This is a genomic window from Thalassoglobus sp. JC818, assembly GCF_040717535.1.
In the GTDB taxonomy this organism is placed as follows: domain Bacteria; phylum Planctomycetota; class Planctomycetia; order Planctomycetales; family Planctomycetaceae; genus Thalassoglobus.
In genome coordinates this window covers 626,736-639,825 of the sequence record NZ_JBFEFI010000004.1, presented here as the reverse complement: position 1 = coordinate 639,825, position 13,090 = coordinate 626,736, and the positions used below count along the sequence as shown (strand labels likewise).

Genomic DNA, 13,090 nt, shown 5'->3' with positions numbered 1-13,090 from the left:
CATGCAGGATGAAGAAGAGTTTGGCAAATCGAACAATGCGGAGGAATCCGCACCCGTTCGACAACTGACGCCAACGCGAATTTTCCTTCGCGGACTCGCTGTCAGTCTTCCCGCCATTCTTACCGTATTGATTCTCCTCTGGGTCTTCGAGAAGGTGAACGCCTACTTGATTACTCCAGCTACGTGGGCGGTCAAGTATTCGATTGCCTCACTGGTGGATCAGTCCATTGAAGTACACGACACACCCGTTCAAGGTGACGTTAAGCTCTTCCGGATCGATGGGGCTCCGTCGCTCGATCTGTGTGGAAGCGACTATCTCGTCACAGCTGAGCTGCAGTCCAAGTACCGTCGATTTATCGAGAACGAGCCGCCCATCGAACTCAACTTTGAGTCCGACGAAGAGGTGACTCCGCTCGATGCTTTTGCCGTCAGGCATCAGCGACGAATCCAATGGCTTCAATCGAACGCCGATCGAATTCCGAGCGGTGTGTATGTTCAATTCGGTCCGCTCGCTGTTCCTTACGATGTTTACTCAGAAGTCGCGAGACATCTCCCTCCAGGGCAAATGCCGACTTCGGCCCGAGCTGTGTATATGGAATACGTGGCCCGGAAGTACCTCGGAAGTGTTTTTCCGCTGAGCTTGCTGACAGTCGTCATCTTCATCGTTCTCTTCTACTTCGCGGGACAATTCGTTTCTGCACGGATTGGAAACTGGTTGGTGAGAGGTGTTGAAACGCAGGTGCTGGGACGGCTGCCGGTTGTGCGAAACGTTTATGGATCGGTGAAACAGGTCACGGACTTCGTGTTCACTGAGAACCAACCGGTGGAATATCGACGAGTGGCTGCCGTGCAGTATCCCCGAGACGGCATCTGGACGATCGGTTTTGTGACCGGTGAAAGCATGATGCAAATCGCGATGGGGGCCGGTGAACCGTGCGTTGCCGTGCTGATTCCAACGTCACCGATGCCGATGACCGGATTCACAGTCAATGTTCCCAAAAGCAAAGTTCTTGATCTCGACATCACTGTCGAGCAAGCGATGCAATTCTGTATTTCCTGCGGTGTGCTTTCTCCTCCCCACCAGAAGTTGACGAAAGCCAAGTTTCAGGAACTTGTCGAAAAAGGCTTGCTCAACGGACCGCGGAATCCCCCCTCCTCCTATCCCGGAGGGAGTGTCAGCCCACCCGCTTTGAGCCCATTAACTCCTCCGGAAACTCTCAAACCGGATGACGGAGAAAACGATTGAATTCCAGTAAATCAGGACGCACGATCAGAATTGCGACTCGTCAGAGTCAACTGGCACTCTGGCAAGCAAATTACATCGCTGATCTCCTTCGACGTGAGACCGACGAATTCGATGTCGAGTTGGTTCCTCTTTCCACGATTGGAGATCGCGATCGCACAGAACCGCTGCGCAACATGGGCGGTCAGGGAGTCTTCACCCGCGAAGTTCAACGTGCTGTCCTCGATGAATCTGCAGATATCGCGGTCCATTCACTCAAAGACCTTCCGACCGATACAGCCGACGGTCTGGCCCTCGCAGGAGTACCAGAACGAGCGTCACGTTTTGATGCTCTTCTGATGCCGCAAGGTGCGGCTGTCTCGGGACTCGACGAACTTCCGGAGAAGGCACGAATCGGCACTGGCAGTCCGCGTCGACAGGCTCAAATCCTCGCTCAGTATCCCGAATTCGAATTGTGTGAGATTCGGGGAAACGTCGAAACGCGGATTCGCAAGCTGGATGATGGGGAATTTGATGCCGTCATTCTCGCGGAAGCTGGTCTTCGTCGACTTGGATTGGAAGATCGAATCGGAGCCATTCTCCGCCCTCCTGTGATGTACCCAGCTGTGGGGCAAGCAGCCCTTGGTCTTGAATGTCGAGATAGTGATAAACCCGTGATCGAACTCCTGCAGTCGATCACGAACGACGAAGCACTTGCCGAAGTGACTTGTGAACGGGCATGTCTCGCGACGCTGCGAGCCGGGTGTCACGCTCCGGTTGGCATTCACTGCGTTGTCGAGAACGATCAGATCGAAGCAACTGCAGTTGTTCTCAGTCCGGATGGCCGCGAACGTTTTGAAGCTTCGGTATCTGGTTCATCAGGCGACGCTCTCACTCTCGGTCGAAAACTTGCAGAGACCTTAATCGCTGGCGGTGCCGAAAAGGTGCTGTGATCGACAGTTTCGTAGAAGCGAACGAGTTGTCGGATCGCGAACAGTTTCGTTTGCATCGCCCCCGAGAGATCTTCTTGAATTCCTGAACAAACGCCGTTCGAGTCCCGTCCCGGTCAGACTGGGGTTGATGGATTCTCTAGCATCGGTTACGACGCGCGGAGAAAATCAACAGTCTGGCGCTGCCGATGCGTTCAGGTCGAAGTACAAACGAATGTTGTTTTGTGTTCGCTCCTCTTCGGTCGATCGCCAAAAGTACTCTCACCCTACGAAATTTCCTCAGGGAGGAATCAGGATGTTTCGCTTCACCACTTGTTTGACGGCAATGCTTTTGCTCGTCGGAATCGCCGGCACGACGCACGGCCAAAATCCCGGACCGGATCTCGAAGCCGTCAAGGAACAAGCAGACGATGCTTACCGACAACGGAACTTTCCACAGACAATTCAATTGTCGAATCAGGTTCTGACCACTCAGCCTCAGGACCATGTCGCACTCTATCTTCGCGGAAGTGCACAGGTTGAAATGGGAATTCTGACCGGCGATGCAGACATGCTTCGTCGCGGGATTGCCGATGCTCGAAACGCGATTCGATTCGAGGAAAAAGGTAAGCCCGAGTACTACCTGCCGTACATTTACGGAATGAGCCATCTCGCCGATGTCGAAGAGAAGCAGGCACACGCTCAAACTGCCAAGACTGTGGCTGACTCTGTGCTGGAGCGTGATGATCTCACCGCTGAGCAACAGGCAAACCTGCTTTATCAACGGGCTCAAGCAAACATGCGGCTCGAAGATAATGCCGCTGCTGAACGAGATTTGAAGCAAGCCATTCAAGTCTCACCGAAGCACACCGCAGCCCACATGGCATTGGCGGAATTCGCAGCCCGAACGAAAAGTCCTGCTGAAGCGATTGCCGCATTCTCCAGCGTCGTTCAGGCGTTTCCTGAGAATCCAGTTGCGTGGAACAATCGCGGGATGTTCCTGCAGTCTCAAGGCAAAACGGCTGAAGCGATTCAGGACTTTACTCAGGCAATCAAGCTCAATGGACGCTTCATTCCTGCGTACATCAACCGTGGATTCGCTCACCTGGAATCAGGCGACTCAGCTGCTGCCGAAGCTGCTTTGAGCGAAGTTTTGACCATCGATCCAACTCAGATTGGAGCGTTGAGTCTGCGGGCGACAGCGAGATTGAATCAGAACAAAGCAGCGGAAGCTCTTCAAGACTACAAACGCGTCGCCGAAATGGCTCCTGAGAATCCAATGTCTCACGCCGATCTTGGATTCGCTCAGTTCTTCTCCGGCGACTTTGCCGGTGCGTTTGATTCCTTCAACAATGCACTTCGCATTCAGCCTGACATGCGATTTGTATTGCCATGGAAGCTGGCGAGTGCCATCCGTGCGAACAAGTACCAGCAGCAGGATTATCAGGCCATCATCTCGAAGCCTGCAGAATCACGGGATTGGATTGACACACTCGTCCTCTTCCAACTCGGACAGGTTGACGCTCAGTCGCTGTTGAAGGCCGCCCATCCCGAAGACAAAGATGCACGGGCTGCACAGTTGTGTGAAGCTTATTACTTCATCGGAATGGAACTTCTTCGACGGGATCGCCAGCAAGATGCTGTGGCTTACTGGAAACAGTCAGTTCGATCAGAACTGCCACGGCTCTCAGCCTATCGAGGAGCTGTTTTCGCCTTGAAGAATTCCGGAGCGAGCACTCAGTAGCATCGTCGAGTCCAGAGATCTAGATTCTCGATCGACTCAAATCGACAGCCCGCTTTTCGGATTCGAAAGGCGGGCTGTTTGCATTTTTCAGTCAGCGAGTGAGGCTCACATCACTCAGACGTACGACTGAGAAACTGAGAGTTCGAATTCTATTCCTGGTAGTCGATCTCAATCACTCCATCGTCGATCATGGACTGAGCGTGTTTCATGGCTTGCTTGAGCCGCATTTGTTGTTTCTCGCTCAGGTCTCTTTTTTGGCACCGTTCGAGCCGCTTCTTCGCTGCGCTGGGGCGGTCTTCGACATAGACGAAAATCTCGGCGATTTCGAGAAGAGCAGCGGAATGGTCCGGATGTCTTTTGAGGAAGCGGTTGTAGATCTCCATCGATTTTTTCATCGCGCTGGCGCGACGAAGTCCTCTCGCAAGCAAGAGCAGTTGTTCGCTGCTGGGGGACCAATCTGGCAATCGGGATTGAAGCCGCATCAGTTCCATATAGGCAGCTTGAGCTTTTGAATTCTTCAGCAGCTTCGCGAAGCGTTGCGGTGAGGCTTTGACGAACTTCTCTGTCGGATTGGTTTCTTCAGGGCGAACTCTCTTCGCTGTCTTCGTCGATTTTCGACGGCGACGAGCATCCTGAAACTGCTCGGAAAGATAGTCGTCGCTGTTGGGGGTTTGTCCGGAAACATAAGAAAGCAAATCCCAGCCTTCGCAGTCCACGAGTTTGAGTTTCAGATACCCAAATCCCACAACAGCACCGACCGCTCCTCCCAGCAGGTGCAGCCACTCACTGTATGCAAAGTCTCCCAGCACGAGAGCGAAGAGTAGAGAAGTCGCCAGCATGAGAAGCGAATAGGCCACGATCGAAATATCGAAGACACCGACGAACCGAAAGAAGAGCCAGTAGAAGACTGTCAACTCGTTGGCGGGTGCCCAGATCAGAGAGATCACCATCAGCCCGTAGATGATCGCCGACGCTCCGAAAGAAATTCCCTGATCGGTGTAGATCATTTGTTCCACGAAGCATTCGACGATACCGATGCCGAAATAGAGCGGGAGAAACTGCATCCACCCGATCTTGCCTTCGATGATAATCCCGAAGCCCCACAGGAAAATCATGTTGAAGAGCAAGTGGAAGAAGCCGCCGTGGACGAAGTTGGAAGTGATCCACTGAAAGGGAGTCAATCCGCTGCTGTGCTGTAAACCATACCGCTCGATCGCGGTTTCGATGTTATCCCCGATCGCCAGATACACAGCGACATTTAAGACGATGAGTACCAACGTCCCAATCGGCCGATAATAAATGGGAGCGTCGGTCGAAAAGGGAACCAGAATCATCGATCAATTCACCCTGACACGACAGCGAAATCCGTGCGAACTAGTCTCCCTGCTGATGAGATCTGTTCCTCAAAGCTCACCGGCCTTTCGAAGGACTCGTGACGACTCTTTCGCCGCCTGAATTCGTTTCTTCCAATGCTTGCGATGTCAGCCCTCGTGAAATCGCGAGGGCGGTTTTCGAGAAGACATCGATAGAACGAAGCTGCTGAATCGCTATCAGCGACGGTCACATCTGGCGTGGGAAACTCTCCTTGAGAATTGGAACGAGATGTTTCAGGCATTCGATCAAAATCTCTGCGTGAATTCCCGCGCAATCGACGTTTTTCACAACATCCTGATAGTGGTTCAGTACGGGAGCAGTTTCCCGGTGATAGACTTCAAAACGTTTGCGAGTCACCGATTCGCTCGCATCGTCGATCCGATTCTCGAGTACCGCTCGGCGTCGAATTCGGTCGATCATCGCTTCTTCGTCTTTGCAGTCAAAGTGAAGCAGTGCTTTGACATCGACGTATTCTTTGAGCATCTCACACTGCTGAACAGTTCGTGGCAAACCATCGAGTAGCAAGAGCTGATCACGTGGTCGAAATCGCTCAGCTGCTCTTTGAGCTTCCAGCCAGTTCAGAAAAATCCGAATCGTCAAGTCGTCAGGAGCAAGCTCTCCACGAGCACTGTATTCGCGAACGATTCGTCCCTCTTCTGACTTCGGGTCGAGTTTGCGAAAGATGACTCCACTGGAGAGATGAAAAAATCCGGGGACATTCGTCAGGATCTCACCTTGAGTTCCTTTTCCGGCTCCCGGGACTCCGAAGATCAAGGCTGCCGGGTAAGGGTAACCTCGTTTGCTTTTGGAGACCGGCTTTGCTTCAACAGATGACATTACAGCTTTCTTCTTGAGTTCGGCGACAGCTGCTGCACTGGCAACTGGGCATCACAATTTGAATGCGAGCGGCACACGCGAACACGTTACTCCATCAGGTTGGAGAATGCGATGAAGAATTATCGCTGCAGTCGACTTCGTCGATCAACCCACGGGTCATTGATCGATTTCAGTCTGTTGTCGAGGAATGTCAGGATCGGCGTATAAGCGATTTCGATGCGTTGTTGAAGAAGTCCAATTCCACTGTCCTTGAGTCGAGGATCGAGGAAAACGCCTCTTTCCTCATTGGCTTTGACAACGGAGAACGTATTGAAAATGGCTTTCGCGTTGCGGTAATTCGCTGAATCGTCCTGCCCAACGATCACCATCAGGGAGATGTCCATTCGTGGATTCTTCAGGAATCCAATCGCACGATTCGAATGTACTTTGCCAGCACTGGTCTTCGGCGAAATCAGAACGAGTGCTCGTACATCCTGTCCGCGCGGTGTTCGCTCCGCTGGAATTGCGTGGTCATCGAATGGCTTTTTCTTCCAGTCGTATTCGGCGAACCCAGCTGCGATGGGAGCACCCATTCCGCTGCCGATGAAACCCATTTTGTGCATGTTCAGTTTCTGTTCCTGATGCAGGGAGAAGATGAAATCCTTCACTGCTTCGAGGTCACCCAGAACCATGCGCTCGTAGTCCGCTGGGCGAATCGGCTCTTCACGACCTTCGATCACGCTCTCTCCAGTCTTCCGGAGATCAACGGTGATGACGGCATATCCGCGTTGCTGCAATTCGGCGGGCAGCGTTTTCGGAGCATTTCGAGGGCCAGCTCCCTTATCCCAGGCAATTCGGGTTTCTTCCAGATCTGGAACGATGACAACGACAGGGGCCTCTTTGGGAGGTCCTGCGTCGGGGTTCGCTGCGAAGTAAGTGATCTGGATTGGGAAACGGTCTCCGACTGCTTCGAGAGACACAGCCGTCGATCCGTCTTGGGCGCTGCAGATCCCATTGAAAGAGAGTCCAACGATGAGTGCCAGGGCCAACTTTGATCGCATCATGAGGTTGTGCTTTGTCTTGAGTTGGAAATTGAACTGAACGATTCGGTTGCGGCATTCCCGAGATGAGAACCAGCTTACATTCGTAACGAACATGGCTGATGCGTTGAATGCCTCACTTCAAGTCTAAATCTCCAAGCAAGATCGGTCAATTCGTTGATCGATTGATCGCGATGTACGCCCCAATCTGGACGTGTTGAACCCCTATCAGGCTTCTTATCGGAAACGTTGAACACTGTTCGACGGAAGTCATTTCCTCCAGCTTTCTTCAGCGGAAGAAAGCTCCAACTTTGATTCTTCCGCAGAATCGATCAGACTGATTGACCACACTACGGAAGGGAATCGGGGATGCATGGACTTTTGATTACTGGAACGGACACCGACGCGGGAAAAACGTACGTCTCGTGTGAGATCATCCGCCAGCTTCGTGAACTCGGACATCGAATCGGGGCGTATAAACCGGTCTGTTCGGGAGCGATGATCCGGGAAAATCAGTCGCCTGTCTGGGAGGATATCGAACAACTTGCATCAGCGATCGGAACCGAGTTCCACAAGGACTTGATCTGTCCTCAACGGTTTCGCGCAGCCCTGGCTCCACCGGTCGCAGCCCGGGATGAGGGAACAGAAGTCGATTCCGAGCGTCTTTATGCTGGCCTCCAGGAATGGTCGAATCTGGCGGAAGGTGTCGTTGTTGAAGGCGTGGGCGGATGGTTTTGCCCGATTTCCGAGACGGAAACAGTCGCTGACTTTGCGAAGCGATTGAAGTTTCCGGTGGTGCTGGTAATCGGACATAAGCTTGGCGCTATTAATCATGCGATCCTCACGATCGACGCGATCCAATCGTCAGGACTTGACCTGATTGGAATTGTCCTGAACGATATGAGCGGACAAAGTACGGTCCGTCTTTCTGATAACCAGGAACAAATCCTAAGATTTGCACCTGTTCCCGTCGTCGGAAACGTAGAGTTTCAAGGTCGCTTGGAGTGGCAACGTCCCACCAACTGGACCACCGCCGATTTATGGACAAGGATGACCGCCCAGCAAACCAACACTTGATGGAACTGGGAATTCACTGGCTGTAGGCGAACGGCCCTTTTACCTTCCTCGAATTCCTTCCCACGACGACGAACCTTGATCGTTTAGAGTAAAACTGGACTCTCGCATGTCATCACGAGACGAAACCCCGAACTTCGACTGGTTGGAATCGCATCAGGATACAATTGCTGACGAACCGACGAAGCCTTTCTCCGCAACAGAGGACTCTGAGTCCGCAGAGTCACAAGAAGTGGACGAAGCAGAAGTGTCGGCGCTCGCCGATGAGCAGGAAGCTGCTGTCGAGGACGTGTCTGAAGAGGACGCTTCCGACTCTGATGACTCGATTCATAACCCGTTGCCAGATCCAGAGTTCAACGTTTCAGACGGAACAACTCTGATCATGAAAGGCAAAACCGAATCTGAAGACGACACCGATCCTTCGATTCGGGAAATGTCGACCGCCGACCAGACAGTCGTTCTCGGGAGAGAAAGAGAAACCTTCGCCGATCCAGACGAGCCCAAAGCTGACATGAAACCAACTCCCAAGAAGGAATCGGTCGAGCCCAAGCCTGCTGCTGCTTCGACGAAATCAGACGTCGATTCATCATCCCGGCTGCCGATGATTCTCCTGATCAGCTATGCGAGCTTGATCACGATCATTGCACTCTTCCTGGCTCTGAACTCCGGTCGATCGCATCAGCTTGAGAGTCTGCCGGATGTCGCTCCGGAACCGATACAAGAACTCTCCTATGTCGCTCCCAAAGAACAACTTGCGCCAGGTCACACGTTGAGAATCGGAGAGCAACAACGTTTCGGGAATCTGCTGGTCGAACCGATTCGAGTCGTCGTTGAGCCAATCGAATTCACTCACTATTCCGGCGAAGAGTCGCGTACACGAGAACCCTCAAAACCGGTCATGAAACTCTTCCTGAAGTTCACGAATGTCTCCGACGACCAAGAAATCGCACCGTTCGACCGAAATCTGACGCTTCGCTGGGTCCGGAGTTCAGATCAGGGTGAGTACTCAAATTACTATCTCTTCAATACTCAGGCAGATGCGAACGCTCAGCCGGTCTCGACCTATCATCTCACCAGTTCGAGCGACTGGGACATGAAGGATCAGCAGCTCGGAAAAGTCCTGCAGCCCGGGGAATCATTCGTCACCTATCTCGCTTCGAGTGAGGATGGAATTGAAAGCTTGTCCGGTGAGGTCGCCTGGCGATTTCAGTTTCGGAAGGGATTTTCGCCTTCTGGATCAGGCGTGACGACGCTGGCGGATGTCGTCTTTGACTCGGACAGCGTGTAACACTCGTATCGGTTTCCCAACGTGAGCAGACGGTCGATTTTCCTCCCGTCAGAATTGGGATCTTCTTTGGGTTGCCGAGACACAGCTTCGTCAGTAAATTACCTCTCCCAAGCCCAAGTGGCGGAATTGGCAGACGCGCTAGGTTGAGGGCCTAGTGGGGATAATACCCCGTGGAGGTTCGAATCCTCTCTTGGGCACTAATCAAAAAAGGACTTCTCACCATCTCGTGAGAAGTCCTTTTTTCGTTTCGGTTTCTGCGTGTAATGCAGAGAGTTCGGCAGATGGCCTACACAGCTGAGGAAGGCTCAGCTGGTTGAAACACGACCATCTCATAGAGGCTCGAATCGAGCGAGACGGTCGTCGTGATTTCTTCGAGCGTGTTAACGACGGCCACATCGTGACTCGACTGGCAATCCTGTCGAATTTCTTCGATCGCTTCTTCTGGAGTCAGCGTGACCGAACTCAAATTCTGCTGAGTCAACTCGACGAATCTTCTGGTGATCCGCAGAATTCTGGCTCCGATCGGAACGTTGCCAGAATCTGCCTTTTCCCAATTGCTGGTCTGCAGCAACACGAGCGGGAAGGCGCCGTTGAGAGCTGAGCCAAGGGACTTCACGAGTTCCGTTCCATGGAAGGTGCTTTCGCTCGCTTCTCCGAGATCCTCGAGTCCACCCACTGCCTGTTTGATGACGCGTGAAGTGATTTCGATATTTGAGAGATTCATCAAGAGTGCCGCGACGCGAACGTCGTCGACTTCACGAGGAGACAATCGCATTCGAATCGCAACCTGCTCAGCCAGCCGATCGACTCGTTCAGAACGACTGTGAAGATCAGGATTGGCGCTCTGTAAATACCGAGAGAGGACTTCGACGACACCGACGTGTGCTTCGTGCAGTTCGAAAGCTCGTGCGTTCCGATCTTCGTTCAGTGTTCCAACCATGATCGCAGTCAGGCCGAGAACAGCTCCCCAGACGAGGACGCTCAAGCCGATTGTGAGCGGAGAATAGTCAAACGAGAATCGGTAGAGATCGAGAGTGATGACCAGCGTCGCAACGACGACTGACAACAATGAAAGAACTCCGGCTCGATACCGTCCCAAGAAGAATCCCGCCAGCACTACCGGCAGGAAGAATAAGTTGAGGACAACGACCTGTGACTGCTCAATTGAGAACAGGATCGCTCCCAGCCCGAGCACAGTCATCACCAGAAATATTTCAAGAAATCGCTCGTTGCTACGGTGCCCGGAAATCATTTGCTCGCCCTTATTGTCGAAGTAGTTTGTTCGCCATTTGTCTTCAAATTTTCATCGTCGGTAATCGATTGAGATGCTTGCGTTGCCGATTCAACGACCTGAGAAAGAAACTCTGCCTCAGCCGAAGAGAGTTGATCCGGACGGCTGCGATCGGCAAACCGGTCGGCGATGTCCTGGAACTGAGTTGTGATCGTCAAGAACGCTTGAACCACTTCGGGGTCGAATTGTTTCCCTGAGTTGTTGCAGATCATGCGAACGCACTCTTCGTGTGAATAAGCACGTTTGTAGATTCGTCGCGATGCGAGCGCATCGTAAACATCCGCAACTGCCACAATCCTCGCTGCCAACGGGATGTCTGTTTTCTGAATTCGGTTCGGGTAGCCTCGACCATTCCACCACTCATGGTGATTGAGGGCGATGTCCCTCGCCATCGCGAGGAAGTCGGAGTTGCCAAGCCGCCGTTCGATCTGGTGAATACACTCGCTGCCAATCTTGGCGTGAATCTGAATCTGCACGCGTTCCTCAGTCGTCAGCGGTCCCTGTTTGAACAGTAGAGAATCGGGAACACCAACCTTTCCGATGTCATGCAGGACTGAACTGATCCCGATCATGCGGATGAATTCGCCGTTCACCGTCGACTGGAATTTGGGGTTCTTTCGAAGCGCCGTTGCGAGCCGAACGGAGTACAGGCTGATTCGTTCAAGGTGTTGTCCCGTGTCGGGATCGCGAGACTCGGCGAGTTTGGCCAGCCCGAAAATAATGGCATCGCGCGTGCGAACCAGTTCGTTCATCGCGAGAAGCGTTTCTTCGTTCTTCTGTTGAAGCTGGTCATCAACAGGAATCAGAATACGGTTGACCACCAGCCAGTTGATTCCGAAGAAGACTCCCACCATCCAAATGAGGGTGGAGATCTTGAGCAAAGGAGACAGTGATTGTTCGGTCCCGTAGCGCAAGAGGGAGTCGAGAGCGGCGTTTTCCAGATTGTGGAGCACGACGACTCCGAACATCAAACCCAATGCCTGAGCAGCGGTTAAGGTGATGACGAGTCGTTTGACAGACAACATAACAAGCCCAATTTGAACCGATCGACACGGACATACAGAATCTATGTCGAGTCATGCTGACTGAGGTGAGATTCCGCAAGTTTGCGGAAGATTCGGCGATCGATTGCAACGTTTGTACGGCTTGATCATGGCTCCGAAAGTCAATCCTGATATGATTCCCCGCTTTACGAAAAATTCATGAGTCATCGGAAAATTCAGAAACGTCCCGCGGTGAGGCGAGTTCGGAGTCGCATTGAAAATGGAGACGCAGCGTTTGAGTCTGGAAGAGGCGGCGAAGTTTCTGAGCGAAGGCAAACTCGTCTCTTTCGGAACGGAAACGGTCTATGGGCTCGGAGCGAATGCCCTCGATTCCGTCGCTGTTGCGAAGATTTTCGAAGCCAAACAGCGCCCGACATTTGATCCGCTGATCGTGCATCTGGCCAACGCAGAAGACGCAGAGAAGTACGCTGCGGAAGTCCCTGAACGCGCTCGGAAATTGATGGATGCGTTCTGGCCCGGCCCGCTCACGCTGGTTGTTCCCAAGAAGCCCGTCATCCCCGACTTAGTCACTTCGGGACTTCCGCGAGTGGCATTGCGAGTACCTGATCATGCAGAGGCGCGAGAACTGATTAGTCAGGCGGATGTTCCATTGGCTGCTCCAAGTGCAAACCCATTTGGAGGCATTAGCCCAACGACAGCACAGCATGTTCTCGATGGTTTGGGAGGAGTCATCGACGGGGTTGTCGACTTTGGCCCCTGCCGAGTGGGAGTCGAATCGACCGTCGTTGGATTTGATGACGCTGGACATCCGATCGTGCTGAGACCGGGCGGCTTGACCGTCGAAGATTTGGAATCAGTCGTGGGAACTGTGCGATCAGTACAGTCGATGCTGCAGGACGACAATCTTCCCCAACTCGCCCCGGGAATGCTCAGCCGGCATTACGCTCCCAACAAGCCGTTGAGAATTGTCGAAAGTGTTTCAGAGTTTCGGGATGAAGCACGGGTCGGTGTGATCAGTTTAGAGCCCCTGCCCGATGCAAATGAATATGCTGTGTTGGAAGTGTTGTCGAGTTCGGGGAATCTGGTCGAAGCTGCTGCTACGTTCTTCTCGGCACTTCGAAGACTGGAAGCTTCCGAGCAGTGCGATCGGATTGTTTGTGCTGCATTTCCCGATCAAGGATTGGGGAAAGCATTAAACGATCGGCTTCGTCGGGCGGCGACGCCTCTCGTCGACTCATGAGTTTTCGCTCCTGTCAATTGGAGTGGCTCTGTTAACGTTTCTTCAGTTTTGGATTGCACTATCTCGCA

The 13,090-nt window shown here is 52.8% G+C and carries 11 protein-coding genes and 1 tRNA gene; 7 read left to right on the top strand and 5 right to left on the bottom strand.

All coding sequences use genetic code 11. The features are described from left to right. The first annotated feature begins 1 nt into the window (after position 1). The 3 genes from AB1L42_RS13565 (at position 2) to AB1L42_RS13555 (ending at position 3,895) form a co-directional block, all read left to right on the top strand. Positions 2-1,246: a DUF502 domain-containing protein gene (locus tag AB1L42_RS13565; protein ID WP_367056281.1), complete on the top strand. Its 1,245-nt coding sequence runs from the start codon at positions 2-4 to the stop codon at positions 1,244-1,246. Beyond that, positions 1,243-2,175 (top strand): hydroxymethylbilane synthase, encoded by a 933-nt coding sequence (gene hemC / locus AB1L42_RS13560; protein ID WP_367056278.1) that lies wholly within the window; start codon positions 1,243-1,245, stop codon positions 2,173-2,175. The genes AB1L42_RS13565 and hemC overlap by 4 nt, the downstream gene beginning before the upstream one ends. Before the next feature lie 292 nt (positions 2,176-2,467). Further along, positions 2,468-3,895: a tetratricopeptide repeat protein gene (locus AB1L42_RS13555; RefSeq protein ID WP_367056275.1), complete on the top strand. Its 1,428-nt coding sequence runs from the start codon at positions 2,468-2,470 to the stop codon at positions 3,893-3,895. Positions 3,896-4,044: 149 nt separating this feature from the next. Here the strand turns inward: AB1L42_RS13555 and AB1L42_RS13550 are convergent, their stop codons facing one another. The 3 genes from AB1L42_RS13550 to AB1L42_RS13540 form a co-directional block, all read right to left on the bottom strand. Further along, the gene (locus tag AB1L42_RS13550) at positions 4,045-5,229 is read right to left on the bottom strand and encodes a rhomboid family intramembrane serine protease (protein WP_367056272.1); all 1,185 of its coding nucleotides are present in this window, start codon (positions 5,227-5,229) and stop codon (positions 4,045-4,047) included. Between the two features lie 226 nt (positions 5,230-5,455). Continuing rightward, positions 5,456-6,106: a nucleoside monophosphate kinase gene (locus AB1L42_RS13545; RefSeq protein WP_367056269.1), complete on the bottom strand. Its 651-nt coding sequence runs from the start codon at positions 6,104-6,106 to the stop codon at positions 5,456-5,458. Positions 6,107-6,225: 119 nt separating this feature from the next. Then, entirely contained in the window at positions 6,226-7,149 is a 924-nt protein-coding gene (locus AB1L42_RS13540) for a hypothetical protein (RefSeq protein WP_367056266.1), read from the bottom strand. A gap of 345 nt (positions 7,150-7,494) precedes the next feature. Between AB1L42_RS13540 and bioD the strand changes: the two genes are divergently transcribed. The 3 genes from bioD (at position 7,495) to AB1L42_RS13525 (ending at position 9,684) form a co-directional block, all read left to right on the top strand. Beyond that, a complete protein-coding gene (gene bioD, locus AB1L42_RS13535) occupies positions 7,495-8,202 on the top strand; it encodes a dethiobiotin synthase (RefSeq protein WP_367056263.1) in 708 nt (235 codons plus the stop codon). A gap of 106 nt (positions 8,203-8,308) precedes the next feature. Continuing rightward, complete coding sequence (locus tag AB1L42_RS13530) at positions 8,309-9,487, top strand: hypothetical protein (RefSeq protein WP_367056260.1); 1,179 nt, start codon at positions 8,309-8,311, stop codon at positions 9,485-9,487. 111 nt (positions 9,488-9,598) lie between these two features. Next, a tRNA-Leu gene (locus tag AB1L42_RS13525) sits at positions 9,599-9,684 on the top strand. Between the two features lie 89 nt (positions 9,685-9,773). Here AB1L42_RS13525 and AB1L42_RS13520 read toward each other — a convergent pair. Then, a complete protein-coding gene (locus tag AB1L42_RS13520) occupies positions 9,774-10,739 on the bottom strand; it encodes an HD domain-containing phosphohydrolase (protein ID WP_367056257.1) in 966 nt (321 codons plus the stop codon). Beyond that, entirely contained in the window at positions 10,736-11,803 is a 1,068-nt protein-coding gene (locus AB1L42_RS13515) for an HD domain-containing phosphohydrolase (RefSeq protein WP_367056254.1), read from the bottom strand. The genes AB1L42_RS13520 and AB1L42_RS13515 overlap by 4 nt, the downstream gene beginning before the upstream one ends. 238 nt (positions 11,804-12,041) lie before the next feature. Here AB1L42_RS13515 and AB1L42_RS13510 point away from each other — a divergent pair, with 238 nt between their 5' ends. Beyond that, on the top strand, positions 12,042-13,022 hold the full coding sequence (locus AB1L42_RS13510) for an L-threonylcarbamoyladenylate synthase (protein ID WP_367056251.1): 981 nt from the start codon (positions 12,042-12,044) through the stop codon (positions 13,020-13,022). Positions 13,023-13,090 lie beyond the last annotated feature (68 nt).

Excerpts from the sequence above, each read along its gene's own strand:
- AB1L42_RS13545 (WP_367056269.1), bottom strand. The coding sequence starts at position 6,106 with ATGTCATCTGTTGAAGCAAAGCCGGTCTCCAAAAGCAAACGAGGTTAC.
- bioD (WP_367056263.1), top strand. The coding sequence starts at position 7,495 with ATGCATGGACTTTTGATTACTGGAACGGACACCGACGCGGGAAAAACG.
- AB1L42_RS13520 (WP_367056257.1), bottom strand. The coding sequence starts at position 10,739 with ATGATTTCCGGGCACCGTAGCAACGAGCGATTTCTTGAAATATTTCTG.
- AB1L42_RS13515 (WP_367056254.1), bottom strand. The coding sequence starts at position 11,803 with ATGTTGTCTGTCAAACGACTCGTCATCACCTTAACCGCTGCTCAGGCA.
- AB1L42_RS13540 (WP_367056266.1), bottom strand. The coding sequence starts at position 7,149 with ATGATGCGATCAAAGTTGGCCCTGGCACTCATCGTTGGACTCTCTTTC.
- AB1L42_RS13565 (WP_367056281.1), top strand. The coding sequence starts at position 2 with ATGCAGGATGAAGAAGAGTTTGGCAAATCGAACAATGCGGAGGAATCC.
- AB1L42_RS13510 (WP_367056251.1), top strand. The coding sequence starts at position 12,042 with ATGGAGACGCAGCGTTTGAGTCTGGAAGAGGCGGCGAAGTTTCTGAGC.
- AB1L42_RS13550 (WP_367056272.1), bottom strand. The coding sequence starts at position 5,229 with ATGATTCTGGTTCCCTTTTCGACCGACGCTCCCATTTATTATCGGCCG.
- AB1L42_RS13555 (WP_367056275.1), top strand. The coding sequence starts at position 2,468 with ATGTTTCGCTTCACCACTTGTTTGACGGCAATGCTTTTGCTCGTCGGA.
- AB1L42_RS13530 (WP_367056260.1), top strand. The coding sequence starts at position 8,309 with ATGTCATCACGAGACGAAACCCCGAACTTCGACTGGTTGGAATCGCAT.